Below are 19,755 nucleotides of genomic sequence, written 5' to 3'. Positions count from 1 at the left end.
GTGCTGGAGTCACTTCTTCACCTCTACCTTCGCGGCCCGGCTGTCGAAGAACCGGTCGATCGACGCTGTCAGTGCGAGCACGGTTAACGACCACAGACCGACCGGGGTGAAAGCAAGCCCGAACGCGATGAGGACGAGCACCACTCCGATTGTCGCCGTGCGCCGACCGTGCTCGGGTACAAGCCGGGTGATGCCGGGGGTGTGTGCAATGACGACCTGAAGCGCAAATATTGCCATCATCGACAGGGCGATGGTGCCCACGTAAGTGGCCGTCGCCCCGGCATCGAATCCGTTCTTCTCGGCGATTAATTTGGTCGGGAAGGGAAGAAAGACTATGGAGAGCAGCCAGAAGAAGTTAGCCCGGGCAAGGTTCGTCGTGTAGCCGGTGACGTCGCGGAATACTCGATGGTGCGTCATCCACAGCACGAAGATCACCGTGAAACTGAGAACGAATGCGAAGAGGTCGACGTGGTGGCTGGTGATGGCCTCCCATGTCGAACTGCCGGAGTCCGGGCCGGCGATCTCCACCAGGGGTAGGACGAGCAGTGTTGCAGCAATAGCGACCACCGCGTCGCTCAGGTTGACGAGCCGTTCAAGACCGCGTTGTGGTTGCATCCCGTTATTGTCGTCTGCGGCAGCGTACTTTTCATTCATGGCTATCGAGAAGCTGCGTGAGATGTTTTCAGTCTTTGTCGTATCGAAGAATGCTGACGCTGTCCCGAGGTCCTATCACCCGGAATTCGAATTGTTCACTAATGGGACAACCCGGACATATGCCGAATTCGAGCGCGGACATCGCACGGTTTATGCCACAGACAACACCTGCGAGATCGAGTACGACGAACAGGCATGGGTCCAGTCGCCGACTTGTATTACAGGGCGGATGCGGATCACCACGACACGCCCCGAGGATAAGCCGACACGCATCGAAGTCATGTTCATCCCGAACTTCGTCGACGGCTTGATGCATCGGTTCTGGGAGCTGACCTGGCCGAACTGGTCGCAGCTGAGTGCAGTCTACAAGTTCGGAGACGCATGAACGAGCGGCGCACACTCACGACAGGTCGCGTGGTGTTTCTCGTCGTCGCAGCAGCAGCACCGATGGCTGCCATGATCGGCAATGTCCCCTTGGCGCTCATTCGAGGCAACGGCGCGGGCCTGCCTGCCGCATTCGCAGTGAGCGGCATTGTGCTGCTGTGTTTCTCGGTGGGGTTCGCGGCGATGAGCCAGCAAGTGATCAACACGGGCGCCTTCTATACCTACGTAGGGCTTGCGCTCGGTAAACCACCGGGTGTCGCAGCTGCGTACGTCGCGGTGCTCGCGTACACCTCGCTCGCATGCGGGTTGGCCGCGGCATTCGGATACTTCACTCACCTCGTGGTCCTCGACTCCGGTCTCGACGTGCCCTGGTGGGTCTTCACCGCCGTCGCCGTCGCCATCGTCGCGTGTCTCGGGTTTCGTAACGCCGATCTGTCGGCGAAGGTGCTCGGTACGTTGATGGTCGCGGAATTCGCGTTCCTGACGGTGTTCGATGTTCTCGTTCTCGGGCAGAAGGGTACGGCTGCTCTCCCGCTCGAATCATTCGCTCCGGCACAGGTATTCTCCGGATCCATCGGTATAGCGATGATGTTCGCATTCTCCAGCTTCATCGGATTCGAGTCCGCTGCACTGTACGGGGAAGAGACGAAAGATCCTCGACGCAGCATTCCTCGTGCGACGTATATCGCCGTCTCGACCATCGCGGTGTTCTACGTGCTGACCAGTTGGGTCATCGTCGGTGCCGCCGGAGGTCTCGACGCGCCGGCTATGGCGCAGACCGAACTCGGGAATCTGTTGTTCGCTTTGGCCCAGGAATACGGTGGCACGATCCTCTACGACGGCACCGCAGTGTTGCTGTGCACCAGCGTCCTCGCGTCGTATTTGGCAGTGCACAATGCCGCGAGCCGGTACCTGTTCGCGCTCGGTCGTGAACGAGTACTACCAGAGGTTCTCGGGCGGTTCCATGCCGTACATTTCAGCCCACACATCGGCAGCATCACAGTGACGGCTGTCAGTACCGTGGCACTCGTCGTGTTCGCGGTCGTGGGAGCCGATCCCTATCTGGTGGTGGCGGCAGGCGCAGTCGGTCTCGGCACGCTTGGAATCATCGCGTTACAGGCGGCGGCCGCATTGTCGGTCGTGGTTTTCTTCTGGACACGTCCCGACCGGTCGATGGTGCGCACGGTCTTCGCGCCGGGCATCGGGTTCGTCGGCCTGACGACGGGATTGATCCTGGCTGGGACCCATTACAGCACTCTCACCGGATCCGATTCCGTTGTCGTCAACGCTATCCCGATTGTTCTGATTGTCGCCGCGATCGTCGGCGTCCTCGTCGCGTTGAGAATTCGGCGTCGAGACGCGGAGGTCTACGCCGGCATTGCGGCGGCGTCCTTGCGCTGACTGCTACCCGCGGCGAGATTCGAGCAACCGCAGCCACACCTCACTGACGGTCGGGTAGGACGGGACTGCATGCCAGAGGTCGTCCAGCGTCACCTTGCCGACAACGGCAACGGTTGCTGCATGGACCAATTCGGCCACCCCGGGCCCGACGAAGGTTGCGCCGACGATGACGTCGGCTGCCTTGTCGACCACCAACTGTGCATGACCGGAGTAGTCGTCCTGCTGCAGCGAAGATCCGGCGACGGCGATGTCCACACCCAGAATCTCGACGTCGATGCCCGCCTCGCGGGCCTGCTTCTCGGTCCGCCCGACCGATGCGACCTCGAGCGCAGTGAAGACCACCTGCGGTATCTGTCCGTGATCAGCGGTAGCAGCGAACCTTTTGCCGTGCAACGGTTTACCTTCGGCTCGCGCGGCGATGACATCACCGACAACCCTGGCTTGGTACTTGCCCATATGTGTCAGCGGAGCGCGCCCGTTGATATCGCCGGCGGCGTAAAGCCACTCGGTGCCGGCCACGGACAGTTGGTCATCGGTGTCGACGTACTTCCCGTCCACCATCCCGACAGTCGAGAGCCCGAGGTCCCCGCTTGCCGGGTGCCGTCCCGCCGCAACGAGAACCTCGTCCGCGGCGATCAGCTCGCCGCCGACCGTCAATTCGACCGGCCCGCCGTGGATCTTGCCGACACCGGTGTCCCGCGCATCTGGTCGCGACACGCTCGTCACCTCCGCATCGAAGTGAATCTCTGCGCCACGCGCACGAAGCGCATCGGCCACCAGGTCCCTGGCGAACGGCTCGCCGGACGCAAGCAGGGCGGACCCGCGGACGATCATGGTTACCTCGGCGCCGAACGACAGGAGCCACGTAGCGCTCTCGCACGCCACGACACCGCCACCGATGATGGCGATTCGGGCGGGAACCTCGTGCATGTTGGTGGCGTCGCGAGATATCCACGGCAACGCATCACGCAGCCCTGGGGTGTTCGGGACCGATGCCGTAGTTCCCGTCGCGAGAACCACAGCGTGTCGGGCTGTCAGCGTCCGCCCATCGACGTCGACCGTCTTGGTGCCGGTAAGGCGTCCGCTCCCGCGGATGATCGAGATCCCGGCGGATTCGGCCCATTCGACCTGGGAAGAATCGTCGAGAGAATGAGTGAACGTTTCCCGACGGGCCATGACGGCCTCGACGTCGAGTGATCGGTCACCGATCACCTCTCGGACGCCCGGCATCTTTCGGGCACTGTCGAAGACCTCGCCGGAACGCAGCAACGCTTTGCTCGGCATGCAGGCCCAATACGAGCATTCACCCCCGACGAGTTCGTGCTCGACGATGACTGCCGTGCGATCGCTGCCGGCGATGGCATAACTTGCCGCGTTCTCGCCGACCGGCCCGCCGCCGATCACGATGACATCGAATTCGTCAGTGCTCTTCTCGGTCATCACACCAGCGTGGCATAGGGTCGGCGGTCATGACAGGGAAGACGCGGAAGAAGATCCTGATCACCGGTGCCAGCTCGGGGCTCGGGGAGGAGATGGCCCGGCGGTTTGCAGCGACCGGCAGAGATCTGGCGCTGTGCGCGCGCCGAGTAGACAGACTGGACGTGCTGCGTGAAGAGCTCATCGCCGCCAACCCCGGAATCAAGGTTGCCGTTCGTGCACTCGACGTCACCGATCACGACGCCGTCGTCCGCGTATTCGGCGAGTTGAAGGACGAACTTTCAGGTCTCGACCGCGTCATCGTCAACGCCGGTCTCGGCAAGGGCGCGAAGATCGGATCCGGACGCGCGGACGCCAACCTCGCAACCGCACGCACCAACTTCGTCGGTGCACTGTCGCAGGCCGAGGCCGCACTCGAGATCTTCCGCGCACAGAAACACGGTCATCTCGTACTCGTCTCCTCCATCAGCGCGGACCGCGGTCTCCCCGGTGCGAAGGCCGTGTACTCGGCAAGCAAGGCCGGAGTCGCCGCCCTCGGTGAAGCGTTGGCCACCGAACTCGCCAAGACGGACATCGTCGTCACGACGCTATTGCCCGGATTCATTGCCACGGACATGTCCTCGAAGGCCGGCGACAACTCCGCTCTGACAGCAACTCTCGACGAAGGTGTCAGCGCGATGGTCGACGCTATCGAGAGAGAATCGCGGCGCGCTGCGTTACCCGGGCTGAAGTGGCAGGGCATCGATATCGCTCTGCGCTTCCTGCCGAACAAAATTTCCAACCGGTTGGTGTGACCTATTGCAGGTAGTGCTCGACCTGCTCGGCAGTGTTCACTTCTATCGGTTCACTTCTATCGCCACGATCGGGCAGTGAGTTGCCGATCCGTCAACACCGCATGCGCTTGCTCGGCCAAAGTGTCGGAGGACGGAATCAACGCTGGATCGGTGCCGACGAGCGACAACGTCGACGTCCCGTTCAGCGTCGAGAGGTATGCGGACAGGATCGTGGTGGTGCGCGCCGACCCGGAGTGAGGGTGGAGCGCCCGCGTCGCCACGGTGCTCGCGCGATGGCTGCCGATGACACCGACCGCATCGGGTAGGTCGCCGATGTTGGAGCACAGGGCCGCCGCGTGCCCCGGCGCCGAGGTGAGCGCCGCTGACGCCCGCTCGGGCAGCAACTGAACCATTTCGGCAGGGAATCCGCTCGGAGCACCCACAGGGGTGGTGAACGCACGCTTACAGGCGTCTTTGATCTCCGCGAGCGAATCGGTGCGCGAGATATTTACCGTGGCCATTCCGATTCCATTGGCGCCCGGTATGTTCGAGCGGAACGGGACATTGATCGCCACCGGTTCGTGCTGCCCGAGCGCCACCATGATATCGGTGACGACGGAGATGAACTCCGAATTGCTCAGACGAGAATCGATATCGAATACCGCAGTGGAGACGGACATTTCGTGCGGGATCGCCCCGGACGAAGCTCGGACGAAGTCACGAAGTTCGCTCCGAGCACGCCGACTGAAGAGCAGGCCGGCGAGAGCTAGAAGTGCAGCTTTGGAAACACGCCAGACCAGTGCGGCGGCGTCGCAGACATCGGAGATCGGGTACGCATACGATTCCGGCGGGACGCTGCCGGTCAAAGCCATTCCTGCAGCCTCGATCAGACCCGCAGCATCGGCGACGACATGCGAACAGACAAGTGACAGGACAGTGCCGCCGTCGTCGGTCGATCGTGCCGAGAGCCGCCAGCTCGGGCCGGTTTCCGGATCGAGGTCGCATTCACCCTGCGCGTCTGCCCAATCGAGTACCTCCGACACGGCCAGGGGAGAGGTGTCGTACTCGAGCGGCAGTGAGTCGGTGCTCGGTGCCCAACGTCGTCGTGCGAAGGGCACTGTAGGGGTGACGACCCGGCGTCCGAGTGGACCCAACGACAGGTTCGAGTGGATCGCCGCCAGCTCGACGTGATCGACGGCGTCGTCGCTTCGCCAGACTCCCTGGAGCACGATTGGGATGCCGAAGCCTCGATGGGTGCGCAGAAAGATGTCGTCTATGACGGAGAGTCGAGCTGATATCACGGGTTCGGTACGCCGTGCCTTCCCGCGCCCGACGCGAACTTTTCGGCACCGGCGAGGGCATCGGCCGCCATCGAGATTGCCCCGTGTCGGAATTCGTTGACGATGGCGTCCTCTTCGCTCTTACCGTCCTGCTCCAGTAGTGACATCCGATCCTCGCGCATACAGGTCTGCGGAAACGTGCTGAGTTGCGCGGCGAGAGCTTCGGCTTCCGCCCGCGCACGCCCCGTCGGGACCACTCTGTTTGCCAGGCCTATCGCGAGTGCTTCCTCGGCGTCGACGGCACGGCCGGTCAAGATGAGATCCATCGCGCGTGAGGCGCCGATCAGCCTCGGCAATCGCACGGTGCCACCGTCGATGAGAGGTACGCCCCAGCGTCGGCAAAAGACCCCGAATGTACTGTTCTGCTCCACAATTCGTAGGTCGCACCACAGGGCGAGTTCCAGTCCGCCAGCGACGGCGAAGCCGGAGATCGCGGCGATGACCGGTTTCGACAACCGCATCCGCGTCGGGCCCATCGGGCCGTCGCCGTGTTCGGTGGCGTGATTCGATCGTTCGGTGCCCAGCGCTTTGAGGTCGGCCCCGGAGCAGAACGTGCCGCCCTCGCCCCACAGCACGGCGACAGCCGCGTCTTCGTCGGCATCGAACTCCTCGAAGGCCGCGACGAGTAGGGCAGCTGTCGGGCCGTCCACCGCGTTACGGGATTCCGGTCGTGACAGCACGATGGTGGTGACCGGTCCGGAGCGCACGATCGAAACTGACATGCTTGAACCGTACTCGAGAGGTCTTGTGTGAAGCACTGAATCAATGCTTCAATCCTTCACATGCCGTACCGCCGCACCACGGCCGTGCAAGCCAGGCTCGACGCCGGACGCGCCACGCTCTTCGCATCCGCCATCGACGTGCTGTCCGCGCAGGGCTACAAGGGCCTCTCGATCGCCTCGGTCGCCGCCGCGGCCGGAGTCTCCGCAGGCAGTGTCTACACCCATTTCGCCAGTAAATCCGACCTCGTCGTGACGATATTTCGTGAAGTATGCAGCCGGGAGGTCGACGCCGTTGCGGAGGCAGGTTCCAGCGGCACTGTCGTCGAACGAGTCACCGCGATCGTCGAGACCTTTGCCGGGCGCGCCTTGAAAAACCGCACCATGGCCTACGCGCTGCTCGCAGAACCCGTCGATCGCGCAGTCGACGCCGAACGGCTCGTCTTCCGCAGGAGCTTCACCGACGCCATCGCCTGCGCGGTCGTTGCAGGTATCGCGGCGGGAGACATACCGGAACAGAACGCCGACCTCGCGGCGGCGGGACTCGTCGGTGCCGTCGGCGAAGTTCTCGTCGGCCCGCTCGGTCCGGATAGTAAGTCAGCGACAGCGTCCGACGTCGTACCCGACCTCGTTGCATTCGCCCTGCGCTCGTTAGGAGTTCGCCTTGACCGCTGAATTTCCCGTCACCCACACCGTGTTCAACCAGGTGCCCGATCTGGTGCCGTACGACACCTCGGACGACGCGACCCTCCTCGAAGGGCTCCACCGCGAGGGAGCGGAGTGGGCGTCGAGCGAGCTGCGCGAACTCGGAGATCTCGCAGGCAGCGTCGAAGTGCAGGAATGGGGTCGGCTCGCCAACGAGAACCCTCCCATCCTGCGCACGCACGACCGCTACGGCAGCCGCATCGACGAGGTGGAGTTTCATCCGCACTGGCACGACCTGATGTCGGTTGCGGTGGCGAACGGACTGCACGCGACGCCGTGGCGGTGCGATCGCTCCGGCGCCCACGTTGCCCGCGCCGCCAAGTTCTACGCTTGGGGTCAAGCCGAGGCAGGGCACATGTGTCCGATCTCCATGACCTACGCGGCGGTGCCTGCGCTACGCCACAATCCAGCACTGGCCGACGTGTACGAACCCCTGCTCGCATCGACCCACTACGATTTCGGCCTTCGCGTTCCCACCACCAAGCGGGGGCTCATCGCCGGAATGTCGATGACCGAAAAACAAGGCGGGTCCGACGTCCGAGCCAACACCACCACGGCCACTCCGTCCTCGGACGGAACGTTCGCAATCGTCGGACACAAATGGTTCACCTCCGCACCGATGTCGGATATGTTCCTCACGTTGGCGCATGCACCGGGTGGACTGTCGTGCTTCCTGCTTCCTCGCGTACTGCCCGACGGAACCCGCAATCGGATGGTGCTCCAACGCCTCAAGGACAAGCTCGGCAACAAGTCCAATGCCTCGGGCGAACTCGAATACCAGGGCGCGACGGGGTGGCTCGTCGGCGAAGAAGGACGCGGCGTCCAGACGATCATCGAGATGGTCAACATGACCCGCCTCGACTGCGTCATCGGCTCGGCGTCGGGGATACGTAACGCAACAGTCCGCGCAGTGCATCACGCAAGACACCGTTCCGCATTCGGTGTGCCGCTGATAGATCAGCCACTGATGCGCAATGTGTTGTCGGACCTGGTGATCGAATCGGAAGCGGCAACCGTGGCCATGATGCGATTGGCCGGAGCTACCGATCGCGCAGCACACGGTGATGCCGGTGAAGCCGAGTTGCGTCGAATCGCCTTGGCCGTCAGCAAGTACTGGGTCTGCAAGCGTGCGCCCTCACATGCGGCCGAAGCTCTCGAATGCCTCGGCGGCAACGGTTACGTCGAAGAATCCGGCATGCCGCGGCTCTTTCGCGAATCGCCGCTGATGTCGATCTGGGAGGGCTCGGGCAACGTCGCTGCACTGGATTCGCTTCGCGCACTTGCCAAGCAGCCGGACAGCGTCGAAGCGTATTTCACCGAAGTATCGTTGGCATCCGGATCGGACTCGCGCCTCGACGACGCCATCGCACGCGTCGGCAAAGAACTCTCCGACCGCTCCGACATCGAATACCGCGCTCGACGCGTCGTCGAACTCATGGCACTCGTCTTCCAAGGATCGCTTCTCGTCCGCCACGGCGATCCGGCCGTCGCCGACGCATTCTGCGCCAGCAGGCTCGGTGAAGATTGGGGCGGTGCATTCGGAACACTGCCGACCGGAGTGGACACGCGGGCGGTGTTGGCTCGGGTGTAGGGGCGGTGCTGGCTGCTGGGCGGGTGGTTGCTGGGCCGGGTTGGCTTGTTGCTGGGCCGAATTTACTCCCCGAGTTGGGATTCGAACCCCCTGCAGGAGGTTCGGATCCCCACTAGGGGAGTCGATCCGACCGGTACGTACCAACAGGTGTGCCATTTGCTGCTGCCCGGCGAAAAGCGCCGCGCAGACGCGTGACCAGGACGTCGGGCTTCGACAGATCCCGCCAGTCCCACCGAACGACGACCCACCCGAGGTCGTGCAGACGGTTTTGGCGGTTCTTTTCGTCGATGACGGCTCGCACAGGATCCGACTCGTATTTACCCTCACCGTCGAACTCGCCGATCACGCCATCGGGAAACAGAAAGTCCACCCTGCCCAGGAATCCCCCCGAGGTGTCGTAGACCCACTGGTTCAGCAAGGGCGTAGGCAAGCCGAGGTTGTGAAAGAGCAGTCGACTCCGTGATTCGCCGACGCTTTCGCTGCGGGAGGACATGAGACCGACCGCGTGGCGTGCACGGCCCACCCCTGTTCGTCCAGCGGCGTCGTCGATGGCTTCGGCCAACTCGAACGCTGTGGTCAGGCCACTGTGCAGTGCATGGTCACCGACACACACCGCCTGCTCGACGCCCTCGGCTCTTGCCAGGTCGATCACCGTCCGCGCAGGAACTGTCACCGGTACGCCATTTATGATCATGCGATCGGAATCGGGCAGACGCGTCCCGTGCAGGGTCCGTCGTCTGCCGCGCTTGCTGGCGTAGCTTCGTCCGATCGTCAGAGCAGCTTTGTCGAGAGCAATGCCCCATACCGGCATGCCGTGCAACACCGCGGCTGACACGTGACTGAGCACAGCGTCGTCTGCAGAGTCCGACAGCACAGCTTTGGCGAGCAGGAGATGCTGCGAGGAGGAGTCCAGTGTTCGGTACACCGCTGATCGCACGAAGTAGCCACGACGAATCGACAACAGGGTTCGGTCGGCTCGACTGCGTCTTAGATCGTCGTCCGTATAGCCGGATGCAAGCGCGTCGGCGCGGGTGAACATGCCCGGTTGATCGAAGTCCATACCCAGTTGGACGTGTATCGAGGTCGTTTGGATTCATCTGCGGACAAAATGCTCCCCGTATAGGGATTCGAACCCCTGTAGGAGGTTCGAATCCCAAATAGGGGAGTAAATCGCGCCCCGGACCCAGCGCCCCAGCGTCCCGACGCTACTTTGCCCGACCCCGCTGATCGCGGTACCAACGCACGAGGGCGTCGGTGGAGGAATCGCTCTGCGGCGCCGGGGCGTCGGTGTCGGTGAGGACGGGGGTCAGTTCGAGTGCCTGGGTTTTGCCGAGTTCGACGCCCCACTGGTCGAAGGGGTCGACGCCCCAGATGGCACCTTCTACGAACACCTGGTGCTCGTAGAGGGCGATGAGCTGACCCACGACGGACGGTGTCAGCTTCGGTGCGAGGATCGATGTCGTCGGCCGATTGCCGGGCATGACCTTGTGCGGTACGACGTCGGCCTCGGTGCCTTCGGCGGCGATCTCCTCGGCGGTTTTGCCGAATGCCAGCACCTGGGTCTGCGCGAAGTAGTTACTCATCAGCAGGTCGTGCATGCTGCCGGTGCCGTCGCGGGTGGGGAGGTCGTCGGTGGGCTCGGCGAATCCGATGAAGTCGGCGGGCACCAGACGTGTTCCCTGGTGCAGCAATTGATAGAACGCGTGCTGACCGTTGGTGCCGGGCTCGCCCCAGAAGATTTCTCCGGTCGAGGTGGTGACGGGCGTGCCGTCGGCCTTGACGGACTTGCCGTTCGATTCCATCGTCAATTGTTGGAGGTAGGCGGGGAAACGCGAGAGGTCGTTCGAATAAGGAAGTACTGCTCGGGTTTCCGAGCCGAAGAAGTTGGTGTACCAGAGACCGATCAGTCCGAGGAGTACCGGAGCGTTCTGCGCGAGCGGGGTCGTACGGAAATGCTCGTCGATGCGGTGGAATCCGTCGAGGAACTCCCCGAATGCTTCCTTTCCGACGGCGGCCATGACCGAGAGGCCGATTGCGGAGTCGACGGAATACCGTCCGCCGACCCAGTCCCAGAACCCGAACATGTTGGCGGTGTCGATGCCGAACTCGGCGACCCGTTCGGCATTGGTGGAGACGGCGACGAAGTGCTTGGCGACGGCGTCCTCGCCGAGGGTTGCCGTCAGCCAGCGTCGTGCACCGGTGGCGTTGGTGAGGGTTTCGAGTGTCGAGAACGTCTTCGATGCGATGACGAACAACGTGGTCGCCGGATCCAGGTCGGCGAGAGCGGCAACCAGGTCCGCGGGATCGACGTTGGAGACGAAACGCGCTTCGATGCCCGCGGTGGCGTAGTGGCGCAACGCGCGGTAGACCATGACGGGTCCGAGGTCGCTGCCGCCGATTCCGATGTTGACGACGGTTCGGATTTTCTGACCACTGGCTCCCACCCACTCACCCGAGCGAACGCGATCGGTGAATTCACCCATCCGCGTCAGTACTTCGTGCACGTCGGCAACGATGTTCTGGCCGTCGACCTCGAGGGTTGCGTCGGCGGGTAGCCGCAGCGCGGTGTGCAGCACGGCGCGGTCTTCCGAGGTGTTGATGTGCTTGCCCGCGAACATAGCGTCGCGATGGCCTTCGACGTCGGCTGTCCGTGCGAGCTCTACGAGCAGTGAGAGGGTCTCGCGGTCGATGCGATGCTTGCTGTAGTCGATGTGTAGTTCACCGGCGTCGAGGGTGAACTCGCGGCCGCGATCCGGATCGGCGGCGAACAGATCGCGCAGATGGGTCTCGCCGATGGAGTCGTGGTGTGCCGTCAGGTTCTTCCAGGCCTCGGTGCCCGTGATGTCGCCGCTCATATTTGCCAACCCTAATGTGCGCCGACGGGTTGCGCGCGTCATCCCGTTTGGTGAGGACTGCTCGAGGGCACACTCGAGGTATGGACCACAGCACTCTCATCGAATCCATTCCAGCGAAGTTGTGGATCGGCGGCCACGCGGTCGACGCCGAGAACGGCGCGACTTTCGACGTCAACGATCCAGCTACCGGCAGGCCGTTCACGAAGGTGGCCGACGCCAGCCCTGCAGACGCGCTCCGGGCTCTCGACGCGGCAGCGAATGCGCAGAGTTCCTGGGCGGCCACTGCGCCGAGGGAGCGCGGTGAGCTGCTGCGCGCGGTGTTCGAGAAACTCACCGAGCGCGCCGATGATGTCGCGACGTTGATGACCCTCGAAATGGGGAAGGCGTTGGCCGAGTCGAAGGCCGAGATCAAGTACGGAGCCGAGTTCTTTCGCTGGTTCAGCGAGGAGGCTGTCCGTATCGGAGGCCGGTACACCCAAGCCCCGGCAGGCAACGGCCGAATAATGGTCAGCAAGGCGCCCGTGGGGCCGGTTCTTGCGATCACTCCGTGGAACTTTCCGCTCGCCATGGGCACACGCAAGATCGGACCGGCTCTGGCTGCGGGATGCACGATCATCGTCAAGCCTGCCGGCGAGACACCGCTGACAATGCTCTTTCTCGCACAGTTGTTCGCCGAGGTGGGACTACCAGAGGGGGTTCTGTCGGTTCTGACGACGTCGAAGTCGAGTGCGGTCTCGGCCCCGCTGCTCGAGGACCCTCGACTGCGCAAACTGACGTTCACCGGATCCACCGAGGTCGGCAAGAAGCTGGTCGAGCAGTCGGCTGGGGGTCTGCTGCGAACGTCGATGGAGCTGGGCGGTAACGCACCGTTCGTGGTCTTCGACGACGCGGATGTCGACGCAGCCGTCGACGGCGCGATGCTCGCGAAACTACGCAACGGCGGCGAAGCCTGTACCGCAGCCAACCGCTTTCACGTGGCCAACAGTGTGCGAGCGGAATTCACCTCGAAGCTGGTTGCACGGATGAAGGATACGAAGCTCGGACCAGGCATCGACCCGTCGACGACTCTGGGCCCACTGATCAACGCGGACCAGCTGAGCAAGGTTGTGGAACTGGTCGACGACGCGGTCGCAGCAGGTGCGACGGTGGCGCTCGGGGGAAAGGCATCCGGCGGTGAGGGTTACTTCTACCCGGCGACCGTGCTGACGGACGTGCCGCCGACCGCACGAATCCTGGCGGAAGAAGTGTTCGGACCGGTCGCGCCCATCGTGGGTTTCGACACCGAGCAGCAAGGTATCGACGCCGCGAATTCGACCGAGTTCGGCCTCGCCGCGTACATCTACACCGAGGATCTGGATCGGGCGCTTCGTGTTGCCGATGCCATCGAGAGTGGCATGGTCGGGGTCAACCGCGGAGTGATCTCGGACGCGGCTGCGCCGTTCGGTGGCGTCAAGGCCTCCGGATTCGGGCGCGAGGGCGGAAGTGAGGGTATCGAGGAGTACTTGGAGACCAAGTACATAGCTCTCCCCTGAAAAGTCACTGCCCTGAGTGGGACCTCGTTGTGCACGGGCAGCCGTGCACAACGAGCTTCTGAAGTCTTTACCGGCCGAGTCGTCCGCGACCGAGGCGGAGCAGCAGCATGGCGAGTGTGTGACCTTCCTGGCCAAGGCTGCTGAAGCGGTCGAGCACCTTCATTTCGCGGCTGTGGACCATGCGCGGGCCGCCCGAAGCCATCCGAGTACGGCCGATCAGCTGCGATACCTCGCTCCGGCGCTGAATAGCAGCCAGGATTTCGGCGTCCAGGCGATCGATTTCCTGCCTCAACTCGTCGATCTCGGCCTCGGTGGTGGGCAACGCATTTTCGGAGTCGGTCTTCGTCGTGGATGCCATTTCTTCTCCTTGTGTCACATCATGGATCGTTACCGCGTCCGGCACCGTTACGTTTACGGAATCCGGGTGAATACCTGAATTGAACGAGCTGGGGTAGGTGCCTGACATGAAAGAACCCCGAGGCCCTGGTGGCGAGGGCCTCGGGGTGCAAGCACTTATCGGCCGCCCTCGCATTCGGTCGTTCTCACGACACAAAAGACGGGACGCCGACGCACGGCAGATTCGATCACCGATCCAGTTTGCCACTTGGAAGGCTTCGTGGAAAGTCGGTTGTTCGTAACAATGACGGCAGTAGTTCTACGTGTCGGTAGGCGCCGGTAACCTGAGACAGCGATGAACATGAATCTTGTAGCTGTACCCGTTCCCGGTAGATCCAAGTCCGAAGCATTGCTGGAGGGTCTCAATCCGCAGCAGCGCGAGGCCGTCATGCACACCGGGTCGCCCCTTCTGATCGTTGCGGGCGCGGGTTCGGGCAAGACTGCAGTCCTGACGCGCCGCATCGCATATCTGCTTGCCGAGCGCGGTGTCACCCCGGGGCAGGTGCTTGCCATCACGTTCACCAACAAGGCCGCAGCCGAGATGCGCGAGCGAGTCGTCGGACTCGTCGGGCCGCGAGCGAACAACATGTGGGTATCGACGTTCCACTCGAGTTGCGTCCGGATACTACGTAGCCAAGCGTCCTTGCTGCCGGGGTTGAACTCCAACTTCTCGATCTACGACGCCGACGACTCTCGCCGCCTGCTGACGATGATCTCGAAGGATCTGCAGATCGACACGAAGAAGTTCTCGGCGCGTCTGCTCTCCACTTCGATTTCCAATCTGAAGAACGAGCTGATCAGCCCGGACGATGCAGCGTCGGATGCGGAGAAGGAACCAGTCGAGCTGCCCAAGCTCATCGCTCGGGTGTACGGCCACTATCAGCAGCGTCTGCGCGCGGCCAATGCGATGGACTTCGACGATTTGATCGGCGAGACGGTCGGGATGCTGCAGGCGTTTCCTCAGGTCGCGGAGTACTACCGGAGGCGGTTCAGGCACGTTCTCGTCGACGAGTACCAGGACACCAACCACGCCCAGTACATGCTGGTCCGCGAATTGGTCGGCACTCCCGACGCCGACGGCGCGTTGGAGGGCACCATCGAGCCGGGTGAGCTGTGCGTCGTGGGTGATGCGGATCAATCGATCTATGCGTTCCGAGGGGCCACTATTCGCAACATCGTGGAGTTCGAGCGCGACTACCCCGACGCGCGCACGATTCTGCTCGAGCAGAATTACCGTTCGACGCAGAACATTCTCTCGGCCGCCAACTCGGTCATCTCCCGCAATACCGGCCGACGCGACAAGAAGCTGTGGACGGACACCGGCGAGGGTGAACTGATCGTCGGTTACGTAGCCGACAACGAGCACGACGAGGCTTCGTTCGTCGCATCGGAGATCGATCGTCTCGTGGACAACCACGATGTGCGCTACGACGAGGTGGCGGTCTTCTATCGCACCAACAACTCCTCGCGAGCACTCGAAGAGATCTTCATTCGGCTCGGATTGCCCTACAAGGTCGTCGGCGGTGTGCGCTTCTACGAGCGCAAGGAAGTCCGCGACATGGTGGCGTACCTACGTGTGCTGTCCAACGAGGACGACACCGTGAGCATGCGTCGTATCCTGAACACTCCGCGCAGAGGAATCGGTGACCGGGCCGAGGCATGTGTCGCCGTGCATGCCGAGCAACGGGACATGAGCTTCTCGCGGGCACTACGAGATGCGGCCGACGGGCGCGTCGCATTGCTGAACAGCCGGTCTCAGAAACTCATCGGCCAGTTTCTCGAGCTGCTCGACGAACTCCGCGCGGTTCTTACGACAACGGACGGAGATGGTAACGACGTCGTCGACATCGGCGACGTCGTCGAGGCAGTTCTCGACAGGACCGGATATCGGGCGGAGCTCGAGGGAAGCAGCGATCCTCAGGATGGCGCCCGCCTCGATAACCTCAACGAACTGGTCAGTGTGGCAAGGGAATTCACCTCCGAGGCGCGCAATCTTGCCGCGGTCGCAGCCGAACTCGACGCCGAGGGCGTCACCGAAACGGTGCCCGACGGCGAGGCGGATCCGGAGGAAGGGCTGCCGGAACCTGGTTCGCTCGGGGCATTCCTCGAACGTGTGTCGTTGGTAGCCGACACCGATCAGATTCCAGACTCCGGTACCGGTGTCGTCACGTTGATGACGTTGCACACGGCCAAGGGGCTGGAGTTTCCTGTCGTCTTCGTGACCGGCTGGGAGGACGGGCAGTTCCCGCACATGCGCGCACTCGGAGACCCGAACGAGCTGTCGGAGGAACGGCGTCTTGCCTACGTGGGAATCACCCGGGCTCGCCACCGGCTGTACGTGACCCGCGCGATCATGCGCTCGGCGTGGGGGCAGCCGATCAACAATCCGGAATCACGCTTCCTGCAGGAGATACCGCAGGAGCTGATCGAGTGGAAGCGTGAGGACCCGGGTATCGGCGGTGGACGCTCCATTGGCGGCGGGCGCACCAGACAGGGCAGTTACGGCGGCGGGGGATTCGGCGGCGGCGGTTTCGGGGGCGGAAGTTCCCACGGCGGGGCCTCGAGTACACCGAGTTTCGGTTCCGCACGTGCGCGCAACAACACGTTGGTGTTGGCCGTCGGCGACCGCGTCAACCACGATAAGTACGGTCTCGGAACCGTCCTCGAATCGACCGGGAGCGGAACATCGGCGATGGTTCTCGTCGACTTCGGCACATCGGGACGAGTGAAGATGATGCTTATCGGCGGTGTGCCGATGACCAAGCTCTGAGAGGTGTCCACCGCTGGCTACACACGTGCGCGAAAGGGCGTGTGAGCCGGGGGGAATGTCTGTGCGCGGGCAGAGAAGGTGGCGCTAGTCCCTTTCGGGGCCGAGGCCGATGCCTCGTGAGGCCAACCAGGGGAGCGGGTCGATCTTGTTCTCACCGGGCAAGTGGACCTCGAAGTGAAGGTGCGGGCCGGTGGAGAAGCCGCGGTTGCCCATGGTGGCGATTTGATCGCCGGCCATGACCTGCTGGCCGACCGACACGGTTGCCGTGTCGATGTGGCCGTATACGGTGACGGTGCCATCTGCGTGCTGTACGCGAACCCACATTCCGAAGCCGGAAGCAGGACCTGCATCGATGACCTTGCCGTCGGCAACCGAGACGATCGGCGTTCCGATGGCGTTGGCGATGTCGACGCCGGCGTGAAGGGTGCCCCAACGGGCCCCGAAGTTCGAGGTGTACGTTCCGACGGCCGGTAGGACGAACAGCGGGCGTCGGGCAGCGGCTTCGCGTGCGGCGCGCTCTTCGCTGAAACGCTGGCCCTTTGCCAGCAAATTGCTGAACTGGCTCAGGTCTACCGGGTTGGCTACGTTGAGGATCTGAGGAGCTTGAGAGGCTGCTGTGCTCGTGCTGTCGGTGGCGAACTGGGCTGCCTGCGGTACTGCCGTAGCGGCGATGCCGGGTGCGGCCGGCGCGGAACCTGCAGCGAGAGCAACTTCTTCGGAAGTGGGGGTGGCAGGCGCGTGATCGATAACAGCCTGGCCTGCGGCGACGATGGCCCCGGCAGCGACAGCGAGAACAGCTGCTCGGCCCTTGAGTGCAGTGGGCGGCGTCGGGATGCGGTGGGATCCGCCTCGACGGGGTACTTCCAAGATCGGTGTAACGGATTCGGTGCCCGCGGCGCTATCGATGTCGACGGAGCTGTGCAGCTCGGCGTCGTGGTAGCTCTCGGCGGGGCCGTAATTGCTGGCGAAGTAGTCGTAGCTCGGCGTCTCGAAGTCTGCGGCCTCGGTTCCCCAGCTGGTATCGGTCGAGTACACGGTGGGTGCACTCTCGGTCACAGCTGTCGGGGTGACGAATCTGCTGGTGGTGAAGGACGCGCGGTGCTGCGACAAAACCTTCGACCTCCGTTTCGTGATCTGCTCGTTACTTAAGACTCCGCAGACGGTAACGAAACGATCGCGGGGGGCGCAAGTTTTCGGCTCAGACTGGGCCAATATGTGATGTGCCTCACAGTGCGAACAGGGAAAATGTCACCACGGCACCGACCCCCCGCTCGGTTACAACTACCCGAATACGCGTTATCGAAACGCGGCCCGCGAAGTCCATGTAAATCGGCACCGGCAGATAACGTCGCTGTCGTGGCACCAATCTCCCCGACCGACCAGTCCGCAGATGTACTTCCTCGACGGATCGAGCCCAACCGCGACGACGACAAGAGCGCGTTCGTTCCAGCAGTTGTCGCAGCGGCAGTCACCGTGCTTGGCGCGCTGTGCGGTGTCGTAGCGCTGTCGTTCGAGCCAGTGGTCACGCAGGGCTCGGTATCCGCAGCTTCGGGAGAGGTGATCGGTGCGGGCGTCACTGTCGCTGCGCTCATTGCGCTTACCCCAGTGGTTCTGGTGGCGGTGATGGCAGTGCTCGGTGTCACTGCGCGCCGCGCAGCGCTCACCGGCGCTGTGACGGCGGGTTACGGGGCGGTGTCGGCCGGTCTGGCCGTTCTCGATATCGGGCTCCTGGTCGATCCGATCGACTCGAATCGTCTGGAGCTGTTTCGGCCCATCACTGCCGCTGCGCTGGAACCGGGCACCGGCGCCTATCTGGTGCTTGCCGCTCATGTGCTCGCGGCGCTGGGTGGGTTGTTCGGATTGATCGCGGTGAGCCGAGCCTCGCTGTCCGACGGATACGGATATTCCACCCACGCGGATATGGCCAACCGGGCCTCGGCAATCCGTATCGGCGGGTGGTTGTCCGTACTTGCCGTCGGCGCTGCCGCTGTGGCGGCGGGGTCGATGTTCGCTTCGCCCTACGACTCTTCCGACGCCATCGTGCTGGTTCCCGTTGTGATCGATTCCCCGATGACGACGTCAGTGGGGTCGGGGATCGTCGCCCTTGCCGTCCTCATCGTGGCGGCTGCGGCGCTGGCGTCGATTTCACCTACCGTCGCAGCCGGCGCTTCCATAGGCGCCGGGCTCGGCATGCTCGGCGTCACGGGCTCGCGGGTATTGGCCGGTGCGTCGAGTGGGCCTGGAGTCGACGCGGCGCCTGGATCGTGGGTCGGGGTTTTCGCATCGGCAGTGCTCGTGGTGGTAGGAGTCGTGCTCTTCCCGGTGTCGAAGCTCCGGGAGCGACGTGGCGACTCTGCCGAAGTTCGACGCACCACGCCCGTGGACTCGACCTCGGCAACAAACCGTTGGCATGTCGTTGCTGGAGTTGTGGGCGTCGCGGCGGGTGGCCTCATCGTCGCCGGCGCCCTCTTGCCGACCCTCTCGGTTCCGGATGGCCTGCCCAATCCGACGATCCTGGCCACCAGGGTCGCCGCCGTAGCGGGCTTCATGTTGGTCCTTGCGTCCATCCCGCTGTTCTTCTCGGTACTGGCGGCACCGGTCCGTCCCGTGCTCGGTGTCCTGGCTGTTGCCGCCGTGATGGGTGCGTCCGGTGTGTTGCAGTCGGTTGTCCTGGCCACGGACATCGACGGCATTGCCCTCGGCGTAGGCGGTGTTGCGACGGCACTGGGCACTATCGGCGCGGTGCTGTGTGGCGGATGTGTGCTCCTCGCCGGAAGCGCTGAGCGTGAGGATGTCGACACCTCGGACACGCGCATCGACGTCGGGCTCGGATCAGTGGCATGGCTCGGAGGGCTGTTGTCTGCCGCAGGACTGGCGCTGCCGCTCTACCGTGGCACGGACGTCACCGCAGCGTGGTTCGGTATTTTTCCGTGGGGATGGGACGTGTGGGGACAGGCTTTTCTCGCCGTGACCATCGTGGTCTCCGCCGTCGTAGCGTCACGGTCGAGGCCTTCGCGCGGCACTGCACTTCTCGCAGGATGCGTGATCGCGATGATCATCTATTTGCTCGGGTGGCCGCTGACCGAGACACGCGCACTCGAGCCCGTAATCGGGTCCGGAGTGATCGTCGGGGCGCTCGGAGCGCTCACTCTTACTGTGGCCGCGCTACTTTCGGCTCGTAGTCGTCTGCGGTGAGGC

16 protein-coding genes are annotated in these 19,755 nt (G+C 63.4%); 8 read left to right on the top strand and 8 right to left on the bottom strand.

Translation table 11 applies throughout. The annotated features are described in order from the left end of the window. Positions 1–9 precede the first annotated feature (9 nt). Entirely contained in the window at positions 10–615 is a 606-nt protein-coding gene (locus tag ABIB36_RS00640; RefSeq protein WP_354558887.1) for a TMEM175 family protein, read from the bottom strand. Between the two features lie 37 nt (positions 616–652). Between ABIB36_RS00640 and ABIB36_RS00635 the strand changes: the two genes are divergently transcribed. Beyond that, positions 653–1,039 carry a nuclear transport factor 2 family protein gene (locus ABIB36_RS00635; RefSeq protein WP_354558886.1) on the top strand — a complete coding sequence of 129 codons (387 nt, stop codon included), beginning with the start codon at positions 653–655 and terminating at the stop codon, positions 1,037–1,039. Then, positions 1,036–2,439: an APC family permease gene (locus tag ABIB36_RS00630; RefSeq protein WP_354558885.1), complete on the top strand. Its 1,404-nt coding sequence runs from the start codon at positions 1,036–1,038 to the stop codon at positions 2,437–2,439. Before ABIB36_RS00635 ends, ABIB36_RS00630 begins: the two co-directional genes overlap by 4 nt. A 3-nt stretch (positions 2,440–2,442) precedes the next feature. Here the strand turns inward: ABIB36_RS00630 and ABIB36_RS00625 are convergent, their stop codons facing one another. Then, a complete protein-coding gene (locus ABIB36_RS00625; RefSeq protein WP_354558884.1) occupies positions 2,443–3,879 on the bottom strand; it encodes a dihydrolipoyl dehydrogenase family protein in 1,437 nt (478 codons plus the stop codon). Positions 3,880–3,908: 29 nt separating this feature from the next. Between ABIB36_RS00625 and ABIB36_RS00620 the strand changes: the two genes are divergently transcribed. Further along, positions 3,909–4,670: an SDR family oxidoreductase gene (locus tag ABIB36_RS00620; protein WP_354558883.1), complete on the top strand. Its 762-nt coding sequence runs from the start codon at positions 3,909–3,911 to the stop codon at positions 4,668–4,670. A gap of 56 nt (positions 4,671–4,726) precedes the next feature. Here the strand turns inward: ABIB36_RS00620 and ABIB36_RS00615 are convergent, their stop codons facing one another. After that, entirely contained in the window at positions 4,727–5,878 is a 1,152-nt protein-coding gene (locus tag ABIB36_RS00615; protein ID WP_354558882.1) for a hypothetical protein, read from the bottom strand. 68 nt (positions 5,879–5,946) lie between these two features. Continuing rightward, on the bottom strand, positions 5,947–6,711 hold the full coding sequence (locus ABIB36_RS00610) for a crotonase/enoyl-CoA hydratase family protein (RefSeq protein ID WP_354558881.1): 765 nt from the start codon (positions 6,709–6,711) through the stop codon (positions 5,947–5,949). A 60-nt stretch (positions 6,712–6,771) separates the two neighbouring features. Between ABIB36_RS00610 and ABIB36_RS00605 the strand changes: the two genes are divergently transcribed. Both ABIB36_RS00605 and ABIB36_RS00600 read left to right on the top strand, forming a co-directional pair. Beyond that, positions 6,772–7,383, top strand: coding sequence for a TetR/AcrR family transcriptional regulator (locus tag ABIB36_RS00605; protein ID WP_084347761.1), 612 nt, complete (start codon positions 6,772–6,774; stop codon positions 7,381–7,383). After that, the gene (locus ABIB36_RS00600) at positions 7,373–9,004 is read left to right on the top strand and encodes an acyl-CoA dehydrogenase family protein (protein ID WP_354558880.1); all 1,632 of its coding nucleotides are present in this window, start codon (positions 7,373–7,375) and stop codon (positions 9,002–9,004) included. Before ABIB36_RS00605 ends, ABIB36_RS00600 begins: the two co-directional genes overlap by 11 nt. A 112-nt stretch (positions 9,005–9,116) precedes the next feature. Here ABIB36_RS00600 and ABIB36_RS00595 read toward each other — a convergent pair whose 3' ends face one another. Both ABIB36_RS00595 and pgi read right to left on the bottom strand, forming a co-directional pair. Next, a complete protein-coding gene (locus ABIB36_RS00595) occupies positions 9,117–10,064 on the bottom strand; it encodes a hypothetical protein (RefSeq protein ID WP_354558879.1) in 948 nt (315 codons plus the stop codon). A gap of 145 nt (positions 10,065–10,209) precedes the next feature. Then, positions 10,210–11,859, bottom strand: a complete 1,650-nt coding sequence (gene pgi, locus ABIB36_RS00590; protein WP_354558877.1) for a glucose-6-phosphate isomerase — start codon at positions 11,857–11,859, stop codon at positions 10,210–10,212. 80 nt (positions 11,860–11,939) lie between these two features. On the opposite strand from pgi, the gene ABIB36_RS00585 reads away from it, so the two are divergent. Then, complete coding sequence (locus ABIB36_RS00585) at positions 11,940–13,391, top strand: NAD-dependent succinate-semialdehyde dehydrogenase (protein ID WP_354558876.1); 1,452 nt, start codon at positions 11,940–11,942, stop codon at positions 13,389–13,391. A gap of 67 nt (positions 13,392–13,458) precedes the next feature. Here ABIB36_RS00585 and ABIB36_RS00580 read toward each other — a convergent pair whose 3' ends face one another. After that, a complete protein-coding gene (locus tag ABIB36_RS00580) occupies positions 13,459–13,857 on the bottom strand; it encodes a chorismate mutase (protein WP_084347769.1) in 399 nt (132 codons plus the stop codon). Between the two features lie 225 nt (positions 13,858–14,082). Here ABIB36_RS00580 and pcrA point away from each other — a divergent pair, with 225 nt between their 5' ends. Next, positions 14,083–16,557: a DNA helicase PcrA gene (gene pcrA, locus ABIB36_RS00575; RefSeq protein WP_354558875.1), complete on the top strand. Its 2,475-nt coding sequence runs from the start codon at positions 14,083–14,085 to the stop codon at positions 16,555–16,557. An 84-nt stretch (positions 16,558–16,641) separates the two neighbouring features. Here the strand turns inward: pcrA and ABIB36_RS00570 are convergent, their stop codons facing one another. Continuing rightward, the gene (locus ABIB36_RS00570) at positions 16,642–17,667 is read right to left on the bottom strand and encodes a M23 family metallopeptidase (protein ID WP_354558874.1); all 1,026 of its coding nucleotides are present in this window, start codon (positions 17,665–17,667) and stop codon (positions 16,642–16,644) included. Between the two features lie 246 nt (positions 17,668–17,913). On the opposite strand from ABIB36_RS00570, the gene ABIB36_RS00565 reads away from it, so the two are divergent. Beyond that, a complete protein-coding gene (locus ABIB36_RS00565; RefSeq protein ID WP_354558873.1) occupies positions 17,914–19,752 on the top strand; it encodes a hypothetical protein in 1,839 nt (612 codons plus the stop codon). Positions 19,753–19,755: the final 3 nt, after the last annotated feature.

Source organism: Rhodococcus sp. UYP9 (genome assembly GCF_040547235.1).
Classification (GTDB): Bacteria; Actinomycetota; Actinomycetes; order Mycobacteriales; family Mycobacteriaceae; genus Rhodococcoides.
Note: the sequence above shows the minus strand (reverse complement) of the source record. Positions and strands in the feature narration are given on the sequence as shown.